Source organism: Knoellia sp. B-D-2 (assembly GCF_057714695.1).
In genome coordinates, this window is the sequence record NZ_CM173189.1 from 2,653,265 (window position 1) to 2,675,383 (window position 22,119).

Sequence of the window (22,119 nt, forward strand, 5' to 3'; positions counted from 1 at the left end):
GGCACCTGTCCGTCGGCCGGGGCCGGGGCCGGGGCCGGGGTCGGGGTAGGGGTCGGGGCCGGGTCAGGGGCGCATGGCCTCGACGAGGACGTCGAGGCCGACGGAGCCGACGTCGAGGGCGCGCCGGTGGAACGCCTTCGGGTCGAAGGCGTCGCCCTCTCGCGCCGCGGTCTCGTCGCGCAGCTGCATCCAGATCCGCTCACCGATCTTGTAGCTCGGCGCCTGCCCCGGCCAGCCGAGGTAGCGATCGAGCTCGAAGCGCAGCGACGCCTCGTCGTTGTTCGCGTGGGCGCTGAGGTACTGCCACGCCTTGTCGTAGGTCCACTCGCCACCGCCGACCTCCGCCGGCGCCTCGAACCCGCAGTGAATCCCGATGTCGAGGACGACGCGGGCCGCGCGCAGCGACTGCGCGTCGAGGAAGCCGAGGTAGTTGCCCGGGTTCTCCATGTGGCCGAGCTCGACCATGAGGCGCTCGGCGTAGAGCGCCCAGCCCTCGCCGTGGCCGCTGACCCAGCAGAGCATCCGCCGCCACCGGTTGAGCAGCTCGGCACGGTAGGTCGTCTGGGCGACCTGGAGGTGGTGGCCCGGCACGCCCTCGTGGTAGACGGTGCTCAGCTCGGCCCACGTCCCGAACGTCTCGACACCCTTGGGCACCGACCACCACATCCGGCCCGGTCGGGTGAAGTCCTCGCTGGGGCCGGTGTAGTAGATGCCGCCGGTGTGGGTCGGCGCGATGCGGCACTCGATCGTGCGCACGGGGGCGGGGATGTCGAAGTGCGTCCCGTCGAGCAGGTCCATGACCTCGTCGGCCTTGGTCTGCATCCACCGCTGGAGCTCGTCGGTGCCGTCCAGCCGGTAGGCCGGGTCCTCGCCCAGGGCTTTCATCGCCTCCTTCACGGTGGCGCCGGGCCGGATCCGGTCGGCCGTGCGGCGCATCTCGGCGTCGAGGCGGTCGGTCTCCTCCTGGCCCCAGGCGTAGGTCTCCTCGAGGTCGACGGTCGCGCCGAGGAAGTGCCGGCTGGCGAGCTGGTAGCGCTCGCGGCCGACGGCGTCGTCGGCGGGAGCGACGTCGAGGAGCCGGTCGCGCAGGAACGTCTTGAGCTCGGCGTAGGCGTCTCCGGCGCGGGTGGCCGCGTCCGTCAGCGCGGCCTGCTGCTCCTCGGGCAGCGGCTCGCCGTCCGCGGTGCGCGCTGCAGCGGCGAAGGTGGCGAAGAAGCCGTCGTCGCCGACGAGGTCGTCGCACTGGCTGATGCAGGCCTCGACCTGGCGCCGGGCGGACACGCGGCCCTCCGCGGCAGACGCGAGGAGCGAGGTGCACCACTGCTCGAGGGCCGCCGGCACGACGCCGAGCCGGGTCGTGATGGTCGCCCACTGCTCCGGCGTGTCGGTGGGCATGAGGTCGAACACGTCGCGGATCGACTGCATCGGGGAGGCGATGACGTTGAGGTCCGCGCGGTCGTACCCCGACTCGTGGAGGGCGACGTCGAGCCCGAGCCGCTCGCGCATCGCGGCCACGGTCACCCGGTCGATGTCGTCGACCGGGTCGACGGTCTCGAGCCGGGCAAGGGTGGCTCGGGCGAGCTCGGCCCGGGCGCGGTACCCCTCCGGCGAGAAGTCGTCGAGCTCGCCCTGCCGGACGTCGACGCCGAGGTAGGTGGCCTCGATCGGGCTGCTCTCCATGACGGCGTCGAAGTGGCGCTCGGCGATGGCGTCGACGGCGGTGGGCTCGCGGCGGGCGGACGTGGTGGCGGTGGAGGTGTCGGTCACCCGCCGCACGCTACCCCCGGCCCCAACTCGCCATTTCCCCCGTTGGGCACGCGACACGCCGTATGCCGTTCACCCACCGACGCGTCCTCCGGAGGTCCTCGTCAGGCGACGTCGTCTCGCGACGGGAACCACCGCTGGTAGGCGAGACTCACGTCGACGGTGCACCCGCGCTCGCGCAGCGCCTCGGCCACCCGCCGGACGACGTCTTCGGGGTGGTCGTACAGGTCCACGGCGCGGATGACGATGATGATCCAGCCGGCCGCGCGCATCTCCTTGCGTCGGGCCTCGTCCTTGACCCGTTGCCCCGGTTCGTCATGCCAACGACCGTCGTACTCCAGAGCCACCTTCGCCCCGACCCACGCGAGGTCGAGCCGGAAGCGTTCCACGCCGTCGACGAGGTAGGGGTGGTTGCACTGCGGTTCCGGGAGCCCGGCCAGGACCATGAGGAGTCGGCACTGGGTCTCCGGGACCGACTCCGACCTGGCCCGCACCAGCCGGGCGGCGGTGATCGAGGCCCGGCGCCCGTGGCCTTCCCAGGTGAGCGCCGCCTGCACAAGCTCCTCCGGTGAGATGACCCCGCGAGCGACGAGGCGATCACCGAAGCAGACGAGCTCGACGAGGTCGAGCCGGACGGCGAGGTGGATGAAGGTCATGGCCGGACCCGTGACCGGCAACCCGTGCCGTCGCCACCGCTCCATCCGGTACGTGAAGCGATGCGCCCGGATGCCGTCACCCATCGTCTTGACGTTGCGGCTGAACGCCAGATGAACCTCGCTGCTGCGCGGCCACGACGGGACCCACAGCTGCGCTGCGCTGTCATGGCTGAGCAGTGCGTGCGAGGGCGCACGCAGAAGCGCCGCGCGGCCGCGCACCACCAAGGAGTCGGGCACCACGACACTGACATGCACTCCCCGGAAGATCTGTCGGTATGCCGGTCCCGCCAGTTCCCGCTTGCTCACGCCGGCCGCTCGAGCCCAGTCCGTGAGGAAGGGGCGGAAGGGGTCGAAATCGGACATGGGACCACAGTGGCAACTGGCCGGCATACCTCGTCCGGGTTTTCCACAGGCGCCTAGGATTCAGCTCATGTCAGCGCGCGTGCACTCGGTCAACACCAGCCCGCCGAGGGCGGGAATCATCAAGCGCCGGACCGGGATCGACAAGCGGTCGACGGACGAGATCCACGTGTTCGACCCCGGTCCCAAGGGCGCCGGGGGCAGCGGAGTCGAGGGTGATGCCGTGATGAACCGCAAGCACCACGGAGGGACCGACCAGGCGGTCTACGCCTTCGCCCGCGAGGAGCTCGACTCGTGGGGAATGGACCTCGGTCGGGATCTGGCGCCGGGGGCGTTCGGCGAGAACCTCACCACGGCGGGCTTCGACGTCGACGCGGCGGTGGTGGGGGAGCAGTGGCGGGTCGGGGGGAACGTGATCCTCCAGGTGACGGGGCCGAGGGTGCCGTGCGCGACGTTCGCCGCCCACATGGGCGTCCGCGGCTGGGTCAAGGCCTTCACGGCTCGGGGCCGGACCGGGGCCTACCTCGCGGTGCTTCAGCCGGGAACCGTCCGTCCGGGTGCCCCCGTCGAGGTGGCGTGGCGTCCCGGCCACGGGATCACCGTGCCGACCGCGTTCCGCGCGTGGATGGGCGACCGTGACCTCGCGCGAGAGGTGCTGGGCGCCCGGGTCCTGACTCCCGCCGGGCACGAGGAGCTCGCGGGTCGCCTGGCCAGGTGGGAAGGGTCCCGGTCACGGAGCGCCTAGGACGGCACACCGGCGTGTCGCGGACCCAACGGGGGAATTGGTGAGTTGGGGACGGAAGGCGAGCGGACGGCATACCGGCGTGTCGCGGACCGAGTGGGGGAATTGGCGAGTTAGGGACGCAGGGAGTTCTGCCAGGCGGCCGGCCCCGGGGTGAGGGGGCGGCGCATCGCCCGCGCCGGTGCCGACCACTCCGAGACGGCTCGGTGCCCGCCGGCCTCGACCGGGCCGCCGGCCGCGGCCGAGAGGACCGCGACGAGGGCGGCCACCTGTTCGGGGGTGGCGTCGCCGCGGACCTCGATGCGCTGTGCCGGAACGGTGCCGGGGGCGGCGCCGTCCGCGTCCTGAGCCTGCGAAGAGGTCATAGGGCCGGGTCCCCCTGAGCTCTGAGCCTGCGAAGAGGTCATAGGGCCGGGTCCCCCTGAGCTCTGAGCCTGCGAAGAGGTCATAGGGGAATGTTCCCGTGCTTCTTGGGCGGGAGGGTCTCGCGTTTGGTGCGCAGGGCCCGCAGCGCCTTGGTGACGTTCATCCGGGTGTTCGAGGGGGTGATGACGGTGTCGATGTAACCCCGCTCGGCGGCGACGTAGGGGTTGGCGAGGGTGTCCTCGTACTCGGTGATGAACCTCTGCCGGGTGGCGTCGACGTCGGCGCCCTGGTCGGCGGCGGCGGCGAGCTGCTTGCGGTAGAGGATGTTGACCGCGCCCTGGGCGCCCATGACGGCGATCTGGGCGGTGGGCCAGGCGAGGTTGATGTCGGCGCCGAGGTGCTTGGAGCCCATGACGTCGTAGGCGCCGCCGTAGGCCTTGCGGGTGATGACGGTGACGAGGGGGACGGTGGCCTCGGCGTAGGCGTAGATGAGCTTGGCGCCGCGGCGGATGATGCCGTCCCACTCCTGGTCGGCGCCGGGCAGGAAGCCGGGCACGTCGACGAAGGTGAGGATCGGGACGTTGAACGCGTCGCAGGTGCGGACGAACCGGGCGGCCTTCTCGGAGGCGTCGATGTCGAGGGTGCCGGCGTACTGCATCGGCTGGTTGGCGACCACGCCGACGGAGCGGCCCTCGACGCGGCCGAACCCGCAGAGGATGTTGGGCGCGAACAGCGGTGCGACTTCAAGGAACTCACCGTCGTCCACGACGGCCTCGATGACCCGGTGCATGTCGTAGGGCTGGTTCGGGCTGTCCGGGATGATCGTGTCGAGGGCACGGTCGTCGTCGTTGACGTCGAGGTCGAGCTCCTCGTCGCCGAAGACGGGCGCCTGCTCGAGGTTGTTCGAGGGCAGGTAGGACAGCAGCGCCTTGACGTACTCGACGGCGTCGTCCTCGTCGGAGCCCATGTAGTGGGCCACGCCGGACTTCGAGTTGTGGGTGCGGGCCCCGCCCAGCTCCTCGAACGAGACGTCCTCACCGGTGACGGTCTTGATGACCTCGGGTCCGGTGATGAACATGTGCGAGGTCTGGTCGACCATGACGGTGAAGTCGGTGACGGCGGGGGAGTAGACCGCCCCGCCGGCGCACGGGCCCATGATGAGCGAGATCTGCGGGATGACCCCGGACGCGTGGACGTTGCGGCGGAAGATCTCGCCGTAGAGCCCCAGCGAGACCACGCCCTCCTGGATGCGGGCGCCCCCGGAGTCGTTGAGCCCCACGACGGGGCAGCCGACCTTCATCGCGAAGTCCATGACCTTGGTGATCTTCTCGCCGAAGACCTCACCCAGCGACCCGCCGAACACGGTGAAGTCCTGCGCGAACACCGCGACGGTGCGCCCGTCGACCGTGCCGTAGCCGGTGACGACGCCGTCGCCGTAGGGCCGGTTGCCGTCCTGGCCGAACGCGACCGAACGGTGCCGGGCGTACTTGTCCATCTCGACGAACGAGCCCTCGTCGAGCAGCATCGCCAACCGCTCCCGAGCCGTCTTCTTCCCGCGCGCGTGCTGCTTCTCCACGGCCCGCTCGGACCCGGCGTTCGCGACCTCGCCGACGCGCCGCTTGAGGTCGGCGAGCTTGCCCGCCGTCGTGTGGATGTCGATGCCGGTGTCCGCGGCGGGGACGTCGGTTCCGCCGGTGGGCTGGGTGTCGGTCTGCGCCATGATGGCGACTCTAGCCTTGACCCCGTGACCCTTCCTGCTGCTCGCCCACCCCTGGATGCCGACCTCGTCACACCCGGTCCGCCGTGGCTCACCGTCGAGGTCCACGGGTCGGTCGGCTCCACCAACGCCGAGCTCGCCCGCGACCCCCGGCCGTGGCGGGTGGTGACCGCCGAGGAGCAGCGCACCGGCCGCGGCCGGCTCGACCGCGCGTGGACCACGACGCCCGGGAGCAGCATCGCGGCGAGCGTCCTCGTGCCGCGGCCCGCGACCGCACCCCTCGGCTGGGTCCCGCTCGTCGTCGGGCTCGCCCTGCGCGACGCCCTCACCACCGTGAGCGGGCTCGAGGTCTCGCTCAAGTGGCCCAACGACCTCCTCCTCCCGGCCGACGGTGACCGCAAGGTCGCCGGCATCCTCGCCGAGCTCACGCCGGAGGGGGTCGTCGTCGGCACGGGGGTCAACATCGACCAGGGCCGCGACGACCTCCCCGTCGCCACCGCGACCTCGCTCCGGATCGCGGGCGCACCGGGGGTGGGCCGCGAACGGGTGCTCACGGCATACCTCGTTCGTCTGGCCGCGCTCCTGCGCGAGCTCGACAAGGACGCGTATGCCGTCCGCGCGGCCTACGAGGCCGCCTGCACCACCGTGGGACGGGAGGTCGTCGTGCACCTGCCGACGTCGCAGCTGCGGGGAGTCGCGACCGGGATCGACGCAGACGGCAGACTGTGCCTGAGGACCGGGGACGGTCCGTGTGCCGTGGCCGCCGGGGACGTCGTCCACGTCCGGTGAGATCCGAGTCGTGGAAGGAGGGTGCAGTGGCGCAGGTGCCGGAGGGCCCGGGCGATCTCGAGGCCCAGATCGAGGAGCGGCTCCTCGGCCGCCCCGCGACGATGGGTCGTCGCGACGTGAGCCGTGAGGCCTCGGTCTCGGTCCTGCAGGCCCGCAAGCTCTGGCACGCGCTCGGCTTCCAGATCGTCGACGACGAGGACGTCATGTTCACCGAGGCCGACCTCGACGCCCTGCGCCGCGTCGCCGACCTCGTGCGGGACAACGACCTCGACGAGGACCTCGCGCTCGCGATGACCCGGGCCTTCGCCCGCACCGCCGACCGGCTCGCCGTCTGGCAGACCCAGCTCGTCGCCGAGTACATCACCCCGGCCGAGCAGGAGGCCGAGATCGGTGAGAAGGACGCCCGGGCCGTGCCCGAGCGGGGAGTCGCCGAGGAGGCCGCGACCCTGCTCGTCGACCTCGTCGACCAGCTCGAGCCGCTCATGGTCTACGTGTGGCGGCGCCACCTCACCGCGGCCATCACGCGCATGCTCGCCGACGCGCGCGACACCGACCACGACCCGAGCGCGCCGCTGCGCGTCGTCGGCTTCGCCGACCTCGTGTCGTTCACCTCGCTCGTGCGCCGGATGACCGAGCGGCAGCTCGCGACCCTCGTGCAGCGCTTCGAGGAGCTCGCGAGCGACGTCGTCACCACGCACGGCGGCCGGGTCATCAAGACCGTCGGCGACGAGGTGCTCTTCGTCCACGTCGACGCCGCGGCCGCCGCGGCGATCGGGCTCGACCTCGTCGACGCCATGGGGGAGGACCCGCTGCTGCCCGACGTCCGCGTCGGCATGGCCTCCGGCAAGGTCATCAGCCGGCTCGGTGACGTGTTCGGCACGACGGTGAACCGGGCCTCGCGGCTCACCGCCGTCACCCCGCCGGGGCGGGTCTTCGTCGACGACGAGGTCGCGCGGGCTCTCGGCGCCCTCTCCGGCTTCTCGATGATCGAGCAGCGGCGGCGCCACCTGCGGGGGATCGGGACGGTCACCCCGTTCGAGCTGGCCCGCTCCACCGGGGCGCGCCGGGCCAGGTCGTGGGACCATCACGCGTGACCAGTCCCCCCACCACTAGCATCGCCCCCATGACCCGCGTGCTGCTCGCCGAGGACGACCCGGCGATCTCCGAGCCCCTGGCCCGGGCTTTGAGGCGCGAGGGGTACGACGTCGACGTGCGCGCCGACGGCCGCGAGGCCCTCGAGTCCGCTCGCAGCGACGCCCCCGACCTCGTCGTGCTCGACCTCGGGCTCCCCACGATGGACGGCCTCGAGGTCTGCCGCCGCCTGCGCGGGGAGGGGCACACCGTCCCCGTCATCGTGCTCACGGCCCGCGCCGACGAGGTCGACACCGTGGTGGGCCTCGACGCCGGGGCCGACGACTACGTCACCAAGCCGTTCCGGCTCGCCGAGCTCCTCGCCCGCGCCCGGGCCCTGCTGCGGCGCGGCATCCCCGACGCCCCGGCGTCCGGCCAGGCCGACATCCGGGTCGACACCGAGTCGCGGCGGGTCTTCCTCCACGACGAGGAGATCCAGCTCACCGCCAAGGAGTACGAGCTGATCCGGGTGCTCGCCCGCCACCAGGGCAAGGTCGTCTCGCGCGAGCAGCTCATGCGCGACGTCTGGGAGACGGCCTGGTACGGCTCGACCAAGACCCTCGACATGCACATCTCCGTCCTGCGCAAGAAGCTCGGCGACGACGCGATGCAGCCGCGCTACATCACGACGATCCGGGGCGTCGGCTTCCGGTTCGACCCTGCGGGGGAATGACGGGGCATGCGTCGGCTGCTCCTCAGGTCCACCCTCGCTGCCGTCGGCGCCACGCTGGCGATCTTCGCCGTTCCGCTCTTCGTCATGGCCGTCGTCGTGTCGACGGCGCCTCCCGAGAGGCGAGCCGACATCGTGCGCGTCACGAGCGGGCTGCGGGGGGTCATGCTCCTCACGAGTCTCATCCTCGTGCTCATGCTGCTCGGCCTCGCGGTCGGCTGGTTCGTCGCGCAGCGGCGCTCACGCCTCCTCGGTGACCCGCTGACCGAGCTGGCCGTGCGTGCCGAGCGCCTCGGCGCCGGCGAGTCGCGGTTCATGCCGCTCAACTCCGGCATCGGCGAGCTCGACCGGATCAGCGACGTCCTCTCCCGCAGCGCGCACCAGGTGACCCGCAACCTCGCCGCCGAGCGCGACTTCGCCGCCGACGCGTCGCACCAGCTCCGCACGCCGCTCACCGCGCTGCTCATGCGGCTCGACGAGATCGCGTCCACCGACGACCTCGGTGTCGTGCAGGAGGAGGCCCAGGTCGCCATCGACCAGGTGGAGCGGCTGAGCAAGGTCGTCGACGACCTCATGGGACGCACCCGGGTCAGCGACCCGACCCGACCCAGCGTCTCGCTCGACGCGGTGCTCGCCTCGCTGCAGCGCGAGTGGCAGCCGGCGTTCGCCGCGTCGAAGCGGAGCATGCGGATCCACGGCGAGCGCGGGCTGCGCGTCCGGGCGACGCCGGTGGCGCTGGCCCAGATCCTCTCCACCCTCGTCGAGAACGCCCTGGCCCACGGCCGCGGCACGGTCGACATCGCCGCGCGCCGGGCCGGCCCGTCGGTCGTCGTCGAGCTGGGTGACGAGGGGGCGGGCGTCGCCCCGGCGATCGCGCCGCACATCTTCGAGCGGTCGGTCTCGTCGTCGGGGTCGGGTCTGGGCCTCACCCTGGCCCGCGACCTCGCCGAGGACAACGGGGGCCGGCTCGAGCTGGTCAGCACCCAGCCCGCCGTCTTCGCGGTCTTCCTCTCCGAAGCGGAGTGACGCCGGAGCGCTCCTGGTGTCAGTGCGGGTGGTCGTGGTGGTGCCGGAGGTCGGCGAGCGGCGAGGTGTCGACGTCGAGGGGCTCGCCGGCGAAGACGAACCGGCGGTAGGCCCAGAACCGGAAGAGCGTGCCGAGCGCGATGCCGGCCACCTTGGCCACGTTGTCGGCGGTGAGCGAGCTGAAGTCGAGGACGTAGTTGGAGAACGCGACGGCGGCCGCCTGGATGACCAGGGCCACCGCGTTGGTGCCGGCGAAGAGCGCCGCCTCGTGGTGGGCCGGCCGGTTGCGGCGGTGGCGGAAGGTCCAGCTGCGGTTGCCGACCCACGCGAAGGCGGTGGCGATCGACGCCGACACGATGACGGCCGCGGTGGGCTTGTCCTCGAGCAGGGTGCGCCGCAGGAGGTTGAAGCTGCCCATGTCGATGACGAAGGCGAGCGCCCCGATGACGCCGAACTTGATGGCCTCGCGGTAGAGGACGTCGATGGCGCCTCGGAGCCGGGTGAGGAGGCCCCCGGCAGGGCTCGTGGACGTCACCGACAGAGCCTAGCCGCCGACACCCCGCCGTATGCCGGTCGCGCGCCTCCCGCGTGGACCCGCGCGGCTATCCTCGCCGGGTGACCGCCCCGCTTCGTGCCCCCGGAGGATTTCCCGTCGTCGGCATCATCGGTGGCGGACAGCTCGCGCGGATGTGCGCCGGGCCCGCCGCCGAGCTGGGCCTCACCCTCAGCGTCCTCGCCGAGGCGGCCGACTCCAGCGCCGCGCTCGTCATCCCCTCGGCGCCGGTCGGCGCCCACAGCGACGTCGAGGCCGTCCTCGCGTTCGCCCGCGAGTGCGACGTGGTGACCTTCGACCACGAGCACGTCCCGGCGGACGTGCTCGCCGCCCTGGCCGACGCCGGCGTCCCCATGCACCCCACGCCCGAGGCGCTCGTCTTCGCCCAGGACAAGCTCGCCATGCGGGAGCGGCTGACCGCGCTCGGCATCCCGTGCCCGCGCTGGACCGAGGTCCACACCGCCGCCGAGGTCACGACGTTCGGCGACGACGTGGGGTGGCCGGTCGTCGCCAAGACCCCACGGGGCGGCTACGACGGCAAGGGCGTGCGGGTCGTCGGCTCGGCGGACGAGCTCACCGACTGGCTGGAGCGCGCCTCGTCCGAGGGGTCGAGCCTGCTCCTCGAGGCGCAGGTCGGCTTCACCCGCGAGATCGCCGTCCTGCTGGCCCGCAGCCCCTCCGGTCAGGCCGCCGCGTGGCCAGTCGTCGAGACGGTCCAGACCGACGGGATCTGCACCGAGGTCATCGCTCCCGCACCCGGGATGGACCCGGACCTCGCCGCCCGGGCCACGCAGGCCGGCCTTCGGGTCGCCGGCGAGCTCGGTGTCACCGGGGTCCTCGCCGTCGAGATGTTCGAGCTGCTCGGTGGGGAGTTCGTCGTCAACGAGCTGGCGATGCGCCCGCACAACAGCGGCCACTGGTCGATGGACGGAGCCGTGACGGGGCAGTTCGAGCAGCACCTGCGGGCGGTCCTCGACCTGCCGCTCGGGTCGCCCCGACCGCGCCACCCGTGGACGGTGATGGGCAACGTCCTCGGCGGCCAGCACCCCGAGCTGTACCCGGCATACCGGCACGTCATGGCACGCGACCCGGAGGCCAAGGCGCACCTCTACGGAAAGGGTGTGCGACCCGGTCGCAAGATCGGGCACGTCAACGTCAGCGGTGATAATCTCGCCGACCTGCGCAGGCGCGCGCGGCACGCCGCCGCTTACATCGAGGGAGCCGTCACCGAATGAGCCCATCGTCCACGTCCACGGGAGCCGCCGTCGTCGGCGTCGTCATGGGCAGCGACAGCGACTGGCCCGTCATGGAGCTCGCGACCAAGGTGCTCGACGACTTCGGCATCGCCTACGAGGTGGACGTGGTCTCGGCGCACCGGATGCCGGACGAGATGATCACCTACGGTCTCGAGGCCGAGGAGCGCGGGCTGCGCGTCATCATCGCCGGGGCCGGCGGAGCGGCGCACCTGCCGGGGATGCTCGCGTCGGTGACCTCCCTGCCGGTCATCGGGGTGCCGGTCCCGCTGGAGCACCTCAACGGCATGGACTCGCTGCTCTCGATCGTGCAGATGCCGAGCGGCGTCCCGGTCGCGACGGTGTCGGTGGGCGGCTCCCGCAACGCCGGGCTCCTCGCGGCGCGCATCCTCGGGGCCGGGGACACCGACGAGGCAGCACGCCTGCGCGCGGCGATGGGCGAGTTCCGCAAGGAGCTGCGCGACCAGGCGCACGCCAAGGGCGAGGCCCTGCGCGCCCAACGCAGCTCCAGCTCCTGACCCCGACTTATTGCGCGTTCGGGTCAGCGAGCGCCAGCGAGCGTGACCCGAACGCGCAATAAGTCGGGACGTCAGCGGGCCGAACCCTCGCCGCGGACCCGGGGCCACTCGATGCGCGGGCAGGTGTCCATGACGACGTCGATGCCGACCGCTCGGGCCCGGTCCGCGGCGGCCTCGTCCACGACGCCCTGCTGCATCCAGATCGCGTCGATCTGCAGCCGGTCCTTGTGCTCGATCGCCTGGTCGACGACGGCGCCGACGTGCTCGGAGTTGACGAAGCAGTCGATGACCTTGACGTCCTGGTCCGGGAGGTCGGCGAGGCTGGCGTAGCCCTGCGCGCCATGGACCGTCTCGGCCTTGGGGTGCACCGGGATGATCCCCTTGTGCAGCTCGTGCTTGAGCCACTGGGCGACGCCGTACGCGGGCCGCTTGGTGTTGGTGCTCAGCCCGACGACGACCCACACGCCGGGGTCGTTGAGCAGCTCGCGGATGAGGTCGGGGTCGTTCTGGTGCCGGTATGTCATCCGACGATCGCCTGAGGACACGAGCGACGAAGGAGCGAGGCCCGGAAGGCCGAGGAGGCTGACAGTGGGTACGTCATGGGTCTCACCCTGCCACCGGCCGCGAACCCGTGGGGCCGGGGTGCGCGTCTGCCTTGCGTGGAGATGCACCGACGGGTTGGGTGGGGGCATGCGCTTCGGCATCTTCATCCCCCAGGGCTGGCGTCACGACCTCGCCGGCATCGAGCCCGACCAGCACTGGGGCGTGATGGCGGGGCTCGCGAGGCGGGCGGACGGCATCCGCGACTGGGAGTCGATCTGGGTCTACGACCACTTCCACCCCACCCCGCACCCCACGCAGGAGGCGGTCCACGAGGCGTGGTCGCTCATGGCGGCGTTCGCGGGGGTCACCGGGCGGGTCCGCATCGGCCAGATGTGCACGTGCATGCGGTACCGCGAGCCGGCCTACCTCGCCAAGGTCGCCGCGACCGTCGACGTCATCTCCGAGGGCCGTCTCGACATGGGCATCGGGGCGGGCTGGTACGAGCACGAGTGGCGCGCCTACGGCTACGGCTTCCCGACGGCGGGGGAGCGGCTCGCCCGCCTGCGCGAGGGCGTGGAGATCTTCCGTCAGATGTGGACCACCGGCACTGCGACGTATGCCGGGGAGCACTACCAGGTCGACGGCGCCCTGTGCTTCCCCCGGCCGTTGCAGGGCACCGTGTTCGAGGGGTCCGAGCGCAACGGCATCCCGCTGTGGGTCGCCGGCGGCGGCGAGCGCAAGACGCTGCGCATCGCGGCGGAGTACGCCGACTACACCAACTTCTCCGGCGACCCTGCGGCGTTCGCGCACAAGAGCAGGATCCTGCAGCAGCACTGCGTCGACGTCGGCCGCGACGCCGACACGATCACGCGGTCCTCGAACTTCAACGTCGTCATCGGCCGCGATGCCAAGGAGGTGCAGGAGCGGTTCGGGTGGATCGAGAACCACCTGCGCGGCGCGGGCGTCCCCGAGGACGCCGTCGCGCGGTCGATGAAGGTCTACCGCGAGGGTGTCGCGGTCGGCACGCCCGACCAGGTGGCGAGCGCCCTCGCCGACATGCAGGACGTCGGCATGACCTATGCGATCACCAACTTCGTCGAGTCCGCGTACGACCTGTCGGGCGTCGAGCTGTTCGAGCGCGAGGTCATCCCCGCCCTGCGCTGAGGCGGGTCGCCCGTCAGCTCCGCGTGGTCACCCGCACGGGGTGAGGTTCAGCGCCGCGTCCGAGACCACGGAGGGCCCACCGATGGCGCTGCGGTGGTCGGGTGCGATGCGCGCGTCCTCGCTCACCGTGGCCGCCGGGGCGCACCCCGGACGGCTGAGGAGCACGCTCGCGTTCCAGAACCACGCGAGCGGGGCGGCCGCGAGAGCGTCCGGGTAGTCCGAGCCGCTGGTCAGGAACACCTCGCTGGTCTCAGAGCCCGGGAAGGTGGCCTTCGACAGCGCCGCGGCGGTGTCGGCGCGGGCGGGTCCGAAGACCCGCGTCACGGACGCACCGGGCACGGCCGCCTTCACCTGGGTGACGACGGCCTCGGAGACCACGAGCGGGCCTCCCAGGATCTGCACGGTCGGCGGCTTGATGCTCCGGAGGGCAGCGGCGGTCTCCGTGGGCAACCCCAGTGGGCGCGTGAGCATGAGGACGCCGGACTGGACGGCGGCAGAGGCGCCACCACCCAGTGAGTCAGCGAAGTCCTCACCGGAGGTGAGCACGACGGTGCCGGCCCCGCCGAGGTCCTTGCTGGTCGCCGTCGCGATCTGGGCGGCGGTGTCGAAGCGGTTGGCCCCCGAGATGCGAACCGTCGGCGCCAGCGGCGTCAGCTGTCCTTCCACCGCGGCGTTGACCGCTCCGAGGCCACCGAGGACGACGATGGAGTCGGGGCTGAGTCGCTTGATCTCGTTGAGGACCCCGGCCGGGACGGTTCCGGCCGCGGGCACGAGGAGCAGCGGACCGAGACCGGCCGCGAAGGGTCCACCGGCGAGCGCGTCGGGGTAGTCGGTGCCGGAGGCGACGGTCACGACCTGGACCGGGGCGTTGCCCGGCCACGTGCCGTTCGGGAAGTGCCGCTTGGAGATCTCCACCGCCGTGAGGTAGCGGTTGCTCCCCGCGATGCGGTCCCGCTCGGCGGCCGAGGCGGCACCCCAGGACGGCGCCGCGAACCCCGTGGCGGCCAGGCAGGCGACAGCGACGCCCGACATGGCTGAACGTACAGAAAGCATGTGATCCCCGATCGTCTCGTGGCCCCCACCGTGACCCTCGCCCCCGGAGCATTGGCCCGGGCGTTCCGTAGAGTATCCCGTTGCTGCCGTGCGGGTGCGGACCGGGAGCGTCGTTGCCCCGACCGTGTCGTCACGAGGCCCTGGACCCGCCCCGCACGAGCGTCGGTACCATCGCCGGGTGAATGCCAACCCCGACTTCCCTCTGTTCCAGGTCAACGAGGACCACGAGGCGATCCGCGAGGCGGTGCGTGACGTGGCCCGGGACAAGATCGCGCCGTTCGCGGCCGCGGTCGACGAGGACTCGCGCTACCCGCAGGAGGCGCACGACGCCCTCGTCGCGTCGGACTTCTTCGCCCCGCACATCGGGGAGGAGTACGGCGGTGTCGGCGCGGACGCGCTCGCGACCTGCATCGTCATCGAGGAGGTCGCCCGCGTCTGCGCGTCCTCCTCGCTCATCCCCGCGGTGAACAAGCTCGGCACGATGCCGCTGATCCTCGGCGCGTCCGAGGAGGTCAAGCAGCGCTACCTGCCGCCGGTCGCCGCAGGGGAGGCGACGTTCTCGTACGGGCTGTCCGAGCGCGAGGCCGGCTCCGACACCGCGGCGATGAGGTGCCGGGCGAAGCAGGACGGTGACGACTGGGTGCTGTCCGGCCAGAAGTCGTGGATCACCAACGCCGGCGTCTCGCAGTACTACACCGTCCTCGCGGTCACTGACCCCGACGGGGCCCGCGGCAACAACATCAGCGCCTTCGTCGTGGAGCGGTCCGACGAGGGGTTCTCGTTCGGGGAGAAGGAGCGCAAGCTCGGGATCAAGGGCAGCCCCACGCGTGAGCTCATCCTCGACAACGTCCGCATCCCCGGCGACCGCATCGTCGGCGCCCCCGGCGAGGGCCTCAAGATCGCGTTGCGCACCCTGGATCACACCCGCGTCACCATCGGTGCCCAGGCGGTCGGGATCGCGCAGGGCGCGCTCGACCACGCCACGGCATACGTCAAGGAGCGCAAGCAGTTCGGCAAGCACATCGCCGACTTCCAGGGCATCCAGTTCATGCTCGCCGACATGGCCATGGAGCTCGAGGCCGCCCGCCAGCTCGTCTACGTCGCCGCCGCGAAGTCCGAGCGCTCCGACCCCGACCTGGCCTTCTTCGGCGCGGCCGCCAAGTGCTTCGCCTCCGACGTCGCGATGAAGGTCACCACCGACGCCGTCCAGCTCCTCGGCGGGGCCGGCTACACCCGCGACTTCCCGCTCGAGCGGATGATGCGCGACGCCAAGATCACCCAGATCTACGAGGGCACCAACCAGGTCCAACGCGTCGTCATGGCCCGCCAGCTCCTCAAGGGGTGACCCGGCCCGCCGGCACCGGTCGCTAGAGTGTGGCCGTGCTGACACACGCGAAGGACGCTCTCATCCGGGCCCACGACCGGGGGATCTTCCGCCGACGCACCGAGGTGCTGTCGGAGTGGCTGGTGGACCTCATGCCCCAGGAGGCCACCCGCGTCCTCGATGTCGGCAGTGGTGACGGCACGATCGCCGCCATGGTCCGTGACCAGCGGCCCGGGACCCTCGTCGAGGGGGTCGACGTGCTCATCCGCCCGCACACCGTGATCCCGGTGCAGTCGTTCGACGGCAGGACGCTGCCGTTCGCCGACGCCGAGGTCGACGTCGTCACCCTCGTCGACGTCCTCCACCACGTCGACGACCCGGCCGAGCTGCTCGCCGAATGCCTGCGTGTGGCCCGGCACGGCGTCATCATCAAGGACCACTTCCGACAGGGCCCGCTCGCGCACCGGCGCCTCTCCTTCATGGACTGGGTCGGCAACCGCGGGCACGGGGTGCGACTGCCCTACGGCTACCTCTCGCCGCAGGAGTGGGCCGAGCTCTACGAGTCGCTGGGGACCCGCCCCCTGCGGGTCGAGACCGCGCTGGGTCTCTATCCCCCGCCGGTGCGCCCGCTGTTCGAGAACGGGCTGCACTTCGTCGCGCGGCTGGCCCCCGTCACGGCCTGACGGCCTCCGATCAGGCGGGCGCGGTGGCGGTGGCAGCGGCGGCGGCGGTCGCGACGGCATACGCCAGGGCGGTGGCGTGATCGGCCGGGACCGGCGCGTGGCCCAGGAGGTCGTGGAGGACGCCGGCCCTCGGTCCGGCGGCGAGCACCGGCCGGTCGTCCCATCCCTCGACCCAGGTCCAGGACACCGACGGGCCCTGCCCGGGCTCCGTGCGCTCCGCCACGTAGACCACGTCCGACGCCAGCCGGCGCGCGCGGCGTCCGGCGCCGTCCGTGACGACCGTCGACGAGATCGACACGGGCGACCCCGCGGGCAACCAGCGCCCGACGTCGACGGGGCGTTCACCGACGACCTCGATGGCGATGGTGGAGGCGAGCTCCGCGGGGAGCAGCTCCACCGCCGCGCAGAGCTGGCGGAGGGCCCATGCTCCGGTGCCGTCGTCGACATGGAGGATGCGCAGCCCGGACGAGACCCGGGGTGGCATCGCGTCCGTGGCGCCGAGCGAGCCGAGGGCCGGGACGAGGGTCCGGAACTCGGGCGGGGTCCCGGCCTGCTCGCCGACACCGACACCGACACCGACGCCGGCCTCCGGCCACCGGGCGAGCAGCTCGCGCGTCATGGCCGGCGACGGTGAGATGACCAGGTCGGCGTGGGCGAGCACCTCGGGCCAGGCCGTCGACGGCTCACCGGACCCGTCCGCGCCTCGGAGCGCGGGCAGCGAGGTGGGCCAGGTGGGGACGAGGACGACGGTTCGCGCCCCTGGTGCCGCGCGACGCAGCGCCGCGCCCGCAGCGAGCGAGTGCCAGGAGGAGGAGCAGGACCAGATCTCGGTGACGTCCGCAGGGAGGACGGACTCGGCATGGGTGACGAACTGCGTGAGCGAGGCCCAGGTCTCCGGGGGCGCGGAGAGCTCGCACGCCAGGCGTGGCACCCCGTCGAGCACCCCGCCGACACCGTCAGCCAGGGTCGGGTCGACGTGCCGGAAGCGCGCCGGGTCCGTCGTGACGACCGTGTCGACGACCTCGGCGGTCGCGCCCACCATGGCCGCGAGGAGGAGACCGCCCGGGTCCCGGTAGGGAGGAAGGACGGGTGCAACGAGCGTGCGCGTCACGGCTCGCGGCGGTCGGGGACGGCGAACCTCTGGAGGTTGAGCACGAAGGAGACCATGACCACCTGGACCCCGACGATGACCAGGGTCATGCCGAGGATGGGTCGGCGCGCCGCGGTCGTCGGGAGGTCCCCGAAGCCGGACTGCCCCCAGCGCGTCAGGGCCGTGGCGAACAGCGCGGCCCCGACGACGAACAGCGCGGTGCCGACGATGATCCCGCGCTCGAGAGCGAACTGCGCGACGAGGCGGGTGAGCCGGGCACTGGTCGGCAGCATGCCGAGTGCCGACGTGAAGGCTCGGGCCACCAGGGCCATGCCGCCCAGCTGCACCCCGAGGATCAGGGCGGTCGCGGCCACGACGAACGTCTGGAGGTCGAAGGTGGTCTCGCCGACCGTGAGTGGACCGGCGAGAAGGAGCGCCGTTCCGAGCAGGCCGAGGACGGTGAGGACCAGACTGGGGTAGAGCAGGAACCACCTCGGGCTGAAGGCGAGCATGAACCGCAGGTGCCGCCACCCGTCCCGCCACGTTCGCAGATGCGGGGGGCGGGAGCGGCCGTCCGGCGACAGGGTCGTCGGGACCTCGGTGATGGTCAGGCCCTCGATGCCGGCACGCACGACCATCTCCGAGGCGAACTCCATGCCCGGTGAACGCAGCCCCAGCTCGAGGACCCGTGATCGCTGGAAACCGCGGATTCCGCAGTGGAAGTCGGAGATGGGGACCCGAAAGAACCGGCGCCCGATGAGGGACAGCACCGGGTTCCCGAGGTAGCGGTGCAGGAAGGGCATGGCGCCTCGCTCGATGCCCCCCGCAAAGCGGTTGCCCATGACGAGGTCCGCGCCGCCGTGCAAGGCGTCGATGAACGGGCCGAGGTCGTCGACGGCATAGCTGTCGTCGGCGTCGGCCATGATGACGAACGTCCCTCGGGCCTGCGAGATCCCGGCCTGGAGGGCTGCTCCGTACCCGCGGACCGGGACGTCGACGACCCGGGCCCCGGCGGCGCGGGCCAGGTCCTGCGAGCCGTCGGTGCTGCCGTTGTCGGCGACGACGACCTCGCCTTCGACGTCGAGCCGTTCAAGACACGCCCTGGCCTTGGCCACGACCGTGGCCACGGTCTCGGCCTCGTTGAGGCAGGGCAGCACGACGCTGACGAGCAGTGCGGACTCGGTCATGACCGTGGCCCTTTCAGGGGAGCAGGCGACCACTCGGCCGCCGTCGTCACGGCGAGACCGGTCGCCACAGCGGCGCCGAGCACCCCGAGGGCGCCGGGGACGGCACGGTAGGTCAGGAAGGAGTGGATCTGGGAGTGGTTGTTCATGATCGTGAACCACCCGAGGGGGGCGAGGACGGGGGCGGCCAGGAGCAGCGACATCCTCACTGCCGGGGTGGGGCGCCCCTGCCGGACCCACCAGAGCGCGGCTCCGACGCCCGCCAGCGCGAACAGGGCCACCACGACCGGGGTGGTGGGGACGTGCGCCCACCAGTACCCGATGTTGCTCCCGACCGCCCGGCCCAGACCCGGTTCGACGTTGGGGTTGGCGCCGCCGGTGCGGAAGGCGACGTTCTCGCGGATGACCGACATGGCCTCGGACGGGCCCACCCAGAGCATGGCGATGACCCAGCGGCTCACCCAGGTGAGGCCGAAGCCGGCCATCCAGAGGACCGTGGTGGCGACGGCGGTCCTGGCGACCTGCCTCATCGGCTGCCGGGCCCAGGCGCTGGCGAGGGTGGCGGCCGCCACGGTCAGCATCCACGCGAGCGGGGTGTTGGTCAGCAGGTCGACGTAGCAGTACGCCGCCCCGGCGATCATGGCCACGGTCGCCGCCGGGGCGACCCCTCGCGGCGCCAAGCGCGCGCAGGCCCCCATGCCCACGAGGGCGACGCTCATCGACAGCGCGTGGGAGAACGCCGTGGACGGTGTCGACATGACATTGCTCGTGAGCAGCAACGGACCGAGGAGGAGGAGCGTGGTCAGGGTCGACGTGGTCCGGGCGAGGGAGGCGAAGGCGTAGAGCAGCCCGCCCACAAGAGCGGCCCCGGCCACGAGTCGCATCCCCTCGATGCCGGTGAGGGCGACGACGGGTCGCACGATGGCGGTGTAGCCGGCCCAGTACTTGAAGTACGGGTCCGACTCGACGGCCCGCCCCTGTGAGAGGGCGGTGATCTCGCCGGCACCCCGGGTGCAGTTGCTGATCCGGGGCATCACTGCGGCACGGTGCACGGCCGACTCGCCGGACGAGGCACCGAGCCCGGTGCCGACGACGACGCACTCGGTGAACGAGTCCCCGATGCCGCCCATGCGGTCCGGCAGGCTCGACGGTCCGTACGTGCCGGTCTCGACGGCGTGTGCAAGGTTCTGGACGATCGGGCGGTCGGGAACCAGCTGCCCGACGACGAGGAGGGCGAAGAAGGCGACCTGGAGCAGGGCCAGGATCACGGCCAGCCGGACGAGCGTCCCGATCACGGTGGCGTCCTCGCGATGGGCACCACGAAGGGACAGCGTCGGCGGGGTCTTCACCTGGTTTCCGCCTTCATCCGTAGTGTCGTGAGGCGCCTCGCCGGGCGGCCTCGAGCCTGCGCTAGCCTACCCGAAGGTTGCCCACGGCTCGGGAGGGCGTCGGCGACACGAGGAGGTGCGGGATGGCCGAGATCGCGCCTCCGTCGGACCCCACGGGTACGGCCGAACAGCCCCGTCCCCGCGTCGTCGTCGTGGCCCAGGACGCGGCCCGTCTGGAGCCGCTGGCGCCCCTGATCCGGCACCTCCACGTGACGGGATGGACCGTCACCGTCACCGCGTGGTCGACCCGGCCGCCGTGGGGGATGCCTCCCGACACGGAGGTGGTCACGACCCCGGATCCCGAGAGCGCGTGGCTGCCCGCAGGCCCCCTCGAGCTCGTCGTCGTCGATGACGAGGCGCGAGCGGTGGTCGCTCCGGAGCGACGTGGTCTGGCCCGCCTCGTCCCGTCCCGGCGACGCCAGCAGGTCCCCCATCCCGGGGGCACCGAGCGAATCGTCTCCGGGCCGGAACGCCTTGCCGATCTCGTCATCGCCGACCTCGCGGCACGTGACGCGCTCAAGGCGACCGACGTCGTCGCGTTGACGGCCGCGCTCGACGCCGCCGGGAGCCGGTCGATCGCGGTCCCGACGCTCCTGGACCTGGCTCGACCGCTGCTCGCCGGCGCCCACTGGGCGGCGCTCGCCCGGGTGGTGACGACGCCGTCGGCACCACCGGGCAGCCGGCAGGGCAGGGCGGCCCTGGCCGTCCTGGCCGCCATCGCCCGACTCAACCTCGGGGAGGGCGTCACCGCACTCCCGGAGCTCGTCACGGAGGGCTTCGCGGCCGCCGACGAGGACCGTGGGACCGACGCGAGGCGCTCCTTCGAGCTCACGGCCGTGACCCTCCGACTGCTCTTCCACCGCGAGCTCCACGCGGCAGCCGAGCAGTCGCTGCTCGTCAGCGACCCCGCCGAGGTGACGACGCTGCTCGCTCGCTCCACGCTCCTCGGCGACCTGCGCCACCCCGGGAGCGGTCGTGGCCAGCAGCCGGGCGCGCCCAAGGGGACGCAGCCCGAGCGCCCGCAGACCGCGCGCCCGCAGACCGCGCGCCCGCAGACCGCGCGCCCGCGAGCCGTGGTGCTGCCGGGTGCCTACCCCAGTTTCGCCCGGGACGTCGAGGCCGTGCTGGCGCAGACGCACGAGGTGCTGAGGCACGACCTGGGAGCCACGAACGTGCGGTTCCACAACACCGAGGCCGAGTCGGTGACCCTGCAGGAGGTGCACGAGCTCACCGGTGCGGGCGCCTCGCCGACGTCGAGCGACCGCGGGGAGCCACGCCCGTGGGCCGGCGCCTCCCTCGTCTTCGCCGACTGGGCCGACAAGGGCGCCGCGATCGCCTCGCGGACCCTCGACCCCTCGACGAGGTTCGTCGTCCGCTGTCACGGAGCCGACTCGCTGAGCTCGTGGGTGCACGTCATCGACTGGTCACGTGTGGACACCCTGATCTGTGTCAGTGACCACCTGCGCCGGACGATGGTCGGGCTGCTCCGCGACCGGTTGTCGGGAACCGAGGTCGTCGTCGTCCCGCCCGCGCTGGCCGTGGGCTCGCTGCCGAGCGGGAAGACGGCAGGGGCGCGGTTCACGCTCGGCATGGTGGGGTGGGGCCAACGGGTCAAGGACCCGCTGTTCGCCCTCGATGTGCTGGGAGCCCTGCGTGGTCAGGATCCGCGGTGGCGGCTGACCCTCATCGGGCCCGACTTCCCCCGGGCGGGCTCCGTCCCCGATGCCGACTACCAGCGCGCCACCCGTGACCGGGTGCTGGCCGAGGACGTCCGTGGAGGGCTGTGCTTCACCGGTCGGCTCACCCATGACGAGGTGCGCGAGGTGCTTCCCACGATCGGGATCGGCCTGAGCACCAGCCGACGCGAGTCGTTCCACCTGGGCGCCGCGGAGCTCATGGGCTCGGGAAGCGTCCCGGTCATCCGAGACTGGCCGATGTATGCCGGGGTGTCCGGCGCCGCCTCCGTCTTCCCTTCCGACGCCGTCGTGTCCACCGTGGACGAGGCGGTCGCACGCATCGCCGCGCTGGCCGCCGAGGACCGGTGGGACGACCGCGCAGCCGAGGCGCGAGCCTGGATCGCGCGCCGCTACTCGCCCGGCGACGTCGGCTCCCGACTGAGGTCAGCGTTGCTCGGAGCCTGACCGT

The 22,119-nt window shown here is 72.2% G+C and carries 21 protein-coding genes; 11 read left to right on the plus strand and 10 right to left on the minus strand.

Features of this window, described 5'->3' with window-relative positions; translation table 11 throughout:
* Positions 1-63: 63 nt before the first annotated feature.
* Both AC3EU2_RS12585 and AC3EU2_RS12590 read right to left on the minus strand, forming a co-directional pair.
* Positions 64-1,767 (minus strand): DUF885 domain-containing protein, encoded by a 1,704-nt coding sequence (locus AC3EU2_RS12585; protein WP_488176640.1) that lies wholly within the window; start codon positions 1,765-1,767, stop codon positions 64-66.
* 101 nt (positions 1,768-1,868) lie between these two features.
* Entirely contained in the window at positions 1,869-2,783 is a 915-nt protein-coding gene (locus tag AC3EU2_RS12590; RefSeq protein ID WP_488176641.1) for an endonuclease domain-containing protein, read from the minus strand.
* Positions 2,784-2,850: 67 nt separating this feature from the next.
* Between AC3EU2_RS12590 and AC3EU2_RS12595 the strand changes: the two genes are divergently transcribed.
* On the plus strand, positions 2,851-3,525 hold the full coding sequence (locus AC3EU2_RS12595; RefSeq protein ID WP_488176642.1) for an MOSC domain-containing protein: 675 nt from the start codon (positions 2,851-2,853) through the stop codon (positions 3,523-3,525).
* A 110-nt stretch (positions 3,526-3,635) separates the two neighbouring features.
* Here AC3EU2_RS12595 and AC3EU2_RS12600 read toward each other — a convergent pair whose 3' ends face one another.
* Both AC3EU2_RS12600 and AC3EU2_RS12605 read right to left on the minus strand, forming a co-directional pair.
* On the minus strand, positions 3,636-3,887 hold the full coding sequence (locus tag AC3EU2_RS12600) for an acyl-CoA carboxylase epsilon subunit (protein ID WP_488176643.1): 252 nt from the start codon (positions 3,885-3,887) through the stop codon (positions 3,636-3,638).
* A gap of 80 nt (positions 3,888-3,967) precedes the next feature.
* On the minus strand, positions 3,968-5,608 hold the full coding sequence (locus tag AC3EU2_RS12605; RefSeq protein WP_488176644.1) for an acyl-CoA carboxylase subunit beta: 1,641 nt from the start codon (positions 5,606-5,608) through the stop codon (positions 3,968-3,970).
* 24 nt (positions 5,609-5,632) lie between these two features.
* Between AC3EU2_RS12605 and AC3EU2_RS12610 the strand changes: the two genes are divergently transcribed.
* From AC3EU2_RS12610 to AC3EU2_RS12625, 4 genes are read left to right on the plus strand one after another with little or no spacing between them, the layout of a single operon-like run.
* On the plus strand, positions 5,633-6,394 hold the full coding sequence (locus AC3EU2_RS12610; protein WP_488176645.1) for a biotin--[acetyl-CoA-carboxylase] ligase: 762 nt from the start codon (positions 5,633-5,635) through the stop codon (positions 6,392-6,394).
* 26 nt (positions 6,395-6,420) lie between these two features.
* Entirely contained in the window at positions 6,421-7,488 is a 1,068-nt protein-coding gene (locus AC3EU2_RS12615) for an adenylate/guanylate cyclase domain-containing protein (protein WP_488176646.1), read from the plus strand.
* A gap of 29 nt (positions 7,489-7,517) precedes the next feature.
* Complete coding sequence (locus tag AC3EU2_RS12620; protein WP_488176647.1) at positions 7,518-8,198, plus strand: response regulator transcription factor; 681 nt, start codon at positions 7,518-7,520, stop codon at positions 8,196-8,198.
* 6 nt (positions 8,199-8,204) lie between these two features.
* Complete coding sequence (locus tag AC3EU2_RS12625; RefSeq protein WP_488176648.1) at positions 8,205-9,221, plus strand: sensor histidine kinase; 1,017 nt, start codon at positions 8,205-8,207, stop codon at positions 9,219-9,221.
* 19 nt (positions 9,222-9,240) lie between these two features.
* Here AC3EU2_RS12625 and AC3EU2_RS12630 read toward each other — a convergent pair whose 3' ends face one another.
* Positions 9,241-9,756 (minus strand): GtrA family protein, encoded by a 516-nt coding sequence (locus tag AC3EU2_RS12630; RefSeq protein WP_488176649.1) that lies wholly within the window; start codon positions 9,754-9,756, stop codon positions 9,241-9,243.
* A gap of 80 nt (positions 9,757-9,836) precedes the next feature.
* Here AC3EU2_RS12630 and AC3EU2_RS12635 point away from each other — a divergent pair, with 80 nt between their 5' ends.
* Both AC3EU2_RS12635 and purE read left to right on the plus strand, forming a co-directional pair.
* Positions 9,837-11,009 (plus strand): 5-(carboxyamino)imidazole ribonucleotide synthase, encoded by a 1,173-nt coding sequence (locus tag AC3EU2_RS12635; protein WP_488176650.1) that lies wholly within the window; start codon positions 9,837-9,839, stop codon positions 11,007-11,009.
* Positions 11,006-11,545: a 5-(carboxyamino)imidazole ribonucleotide mutase gene (gene purE / locus AC3EU2_RS12640; RefSeq protein ID WP_488176651.1), complete on the plus strand. Its 540-nt coding sequence runs from the start codon at positions 11,006-11,008 to the stop codon at positions 11,543-11,545. The genes AC3EU2_RS12635 and purE overlap by 4 nt, the downstream gene beginning before the upstream one ends.
* 71 nt (positions 11,546-11,616) lie before the next feature.
* On the opposite strand, the gene AC3EU2_RS12645 is transcribed toward purE, so the two are convergent.
* Positions 11,617-12,069 (minus strand): CoA-binding protein, encoded by a 453-nt coding sequence (locus AC3EU2_RS12645; RefSeq protein WP_488176652.1) that lies wholly within the window; start codon positions 12,067-12,069, stop codon positions 11,617-11,619.
* Positions 12,070-12,235: 166 nt separating this feature from the next.
* On the opposite strand from AC3EU2_RS12645, the gene AC3EU2_RS12650 reads away from it, so the two are divergent.
* Positions 12,236-13,252 (plus strand): LLM class F420-dependent oxidoreductase, encoded by a 1,017-nt coding sequence (locus AC3EU2_RS12650; protein ID WP_488176653.1) that lies wholly within the window; start codon positions 12,236-12,238, stop codon positions 13,250-13,252.
* A 27-nt stretch (positions 13,253-13,279) separates the two neighbouring features.
* Here the strand turns inward: AC3EU2_RS12650 and AC3EU2_RS12655 are convergent, their stop codons facing one another.
* The gene (locus tag AC3EU2_RS12655; RefSeq protein ID WP_488176654.1) at positions 13,280-14,284 is read right to left on the minus strand and encodes a cell wall-binding repeat-containing protein; all 1,005 of its coding nucleotides are present in this window, start codon (positions 14,282-14,284) and stop codon (positions 13,280-13,282) included.
* Between the two features lie 199 nt (positions 14,285-14,483).
* Here AC3EU2_RS12655 and AC3EU2_RS12660 point away from each other — a divergent pair, with 199 nt between their 5' ends.
* Positions 14,484-15,650: an acyl-CoA dehydrogenase family protein gene (locus AC3EU2_RS12660; RefSeq protein ID WP_488176655.1), complete on the plus strand. Its 1,167-nt coding sequence runs from the start codon at positions 14,484-14,486 to the stop codon at positions 15,648-15,650.
* A 35-nt stretch (positions 15,651-15,685) separates the two neighbouring features.
* The gene (locus AC3EU2_RS12665) at positions 15,686-16,312 is read left to right on the plus strand and encodes a class I SAM-dependent methyltransferase (RefSeq protein ID WP_488176656.1); all 627 of its coding nucleotides are present in this window, start codon (positions 15,686-15,688) and stop codon (positions 16,310-16,312) included.
* 10 nt (positions 16,313-16,322) lie between these two features.
* Here the strand turns inward: AC3EU2_RS12665 and AC3EU2_RS12670 are convergent, their stop codons facing one another.
* Genes AC3EU2_RS12670 through AC3EU2_RS12680 form a run of 3 tightly spaced genes read right to left on the minus strand, consistent with a single transcriptional unit; the run spans position 16,323 to position 19,935 of the window.
* Positions 16,323-17,423 (minus strand): hypothetical protein, encoded by a 1,101-nt coding sequence (locus tag AC3EU2_RS12670; protein ID WP_488176657.1) that lies wholly within the window; start codon positions 17,421-17,423, stop codon positions 16,323-16,325.
* Complete coding sequence (locus AC3EU2_RS12675; protein WP_488176658.1) at positions 17,420-18,589, minus strand: glycosyltransferase family 2 protein; 1,170 nt, start codon at positions 18,587-18,589, stop codon at positions 17,420-17,422. Before AC3EU2_RS12675 ends, AC3EU2_RS12670 begins: the two co-directional genes overlap by 4 nt.
* Positions 18,586-19,935 (minus strand): hypothetical protein, encoded by a 1,350-nt coding sequence (locus AC3EU2_RS12680; RefSeq protein WP_488176659.1) that lies wholly within the window; start codon positions 19,933-19,935, stop codon positions 18,586-18,588. Before AC3EU2_RS12680 ends, AC3EU2_RS12675 begins: the two co-directional genes overlap by 4 nt.
* A 122-nt stretch (positions 19,936-20,057) precedes the next feature.
* Between AC3EU2_RS12680 and AC3EU2_RS12685 the strand changes: the two genes are divergently transcribed.
* Entirely contained in the window at positions 20,058-22,115 is a 2,058-nt protein-coding gene (locus AC3EU2_RS12685) for a glycosyltransferase family protein (RefSeq protein ID WP_488176660.1), read from the plus strand.
* Positions 22,116-22,119: the final 4 nt, after the last annotated feature.

Excerpts from the sequence above, each read along its gene's own strand:
- AC3EU2_RS12590 (WP_488176641.1), bottom strand. The coding sequence starts at position 2,783 with ATGTCCGATTTCGACCCCTTCCGCCCCTTCCTCACGGACTGGGCTCGA.
- AC3EU2_RS12595 (WP_488176642.1), top strand. The coding sequence starts at position 2,851 with ATGTCAGCGCGCGTGCACTCGGTCAACACCAGCCCGCCGAGGGCGGGA.
- AC3EU2_RS12600 (WP_488176643.1), bottom strand. The coding sequence starts at position 3,887 with ATGACCTCTTCGCAGGCTCAGGACGCGGACGGCGCCGCCCCCGGCACC.
- AC3EU2_RS12605 (WP_488176644.1), bottom strand. The coding sequence starts at position 5,608 with ATGGCGCAGACCGACACCCAGCCCACCGGCGGAACCGACGTCCCCGCC.
- AC3EU2_RS12620 (WP_488176647.1), top strand. The coding sequence starts at position 7,518 with ATGACCCGCGTGCTGCTCGCCGAGGACGACCCGGCGATCTCCGAGCCC.
- AC3EU2_RS12625 (WP_488176648.1), top strand. The coding sequence starts at position 8,205 with ATGCGTCGGCTGCTCCTCAGGTCCACCCTCGCTGCCGTCGGCGCCACG.
- purE (WP_488176651.1), top strand. The coding sequence starts at position 11,006 with ATGAGCCCATCGTCCACGTCCACGGGAGCCGCCGTCGTCGGCGTCGTC.
- AC3EU2_RS12645 (WP_488176652.1), bottom strand. The coding sequence starts at position 12,069 with ATGACATACCGGCACCAGAACGACCCCGACCTCATCCGCGAGCTGCTC.
- AC3EU2_RS12650 (WP_488176653.1), top strand. The coding sequence starts at position 12,236 with ATGCGCTTCGGCATCTTCATCCCCCAGGGCTGGCGTCACGACCTCGCC.
- AC3EU2_RS12655 (WP_488176654.1), bottom strand. The coding sequence starts at position 14,284 with ATGTCGGGCGTCGCTGTCGCCTGCCTGGCCGCCACGGGGTTCGCGGCG.
- AC3EU2_RS12675 (WP_488176658.1), bottom strand. The coding sequence starts at position 18,589 with ATGACCGAGTCCGCACTGCTCGTCAGCGTCGTGCTGCCCTGCCTCAAC.
- AC3EU2_RS12685 (WP_488176660.1), top strand. The coding sequence starts at position 20,058 with ATGGCCGAGATCGCGCCTCCGTCGGACCCCACGGGTACGGCCGAACAG.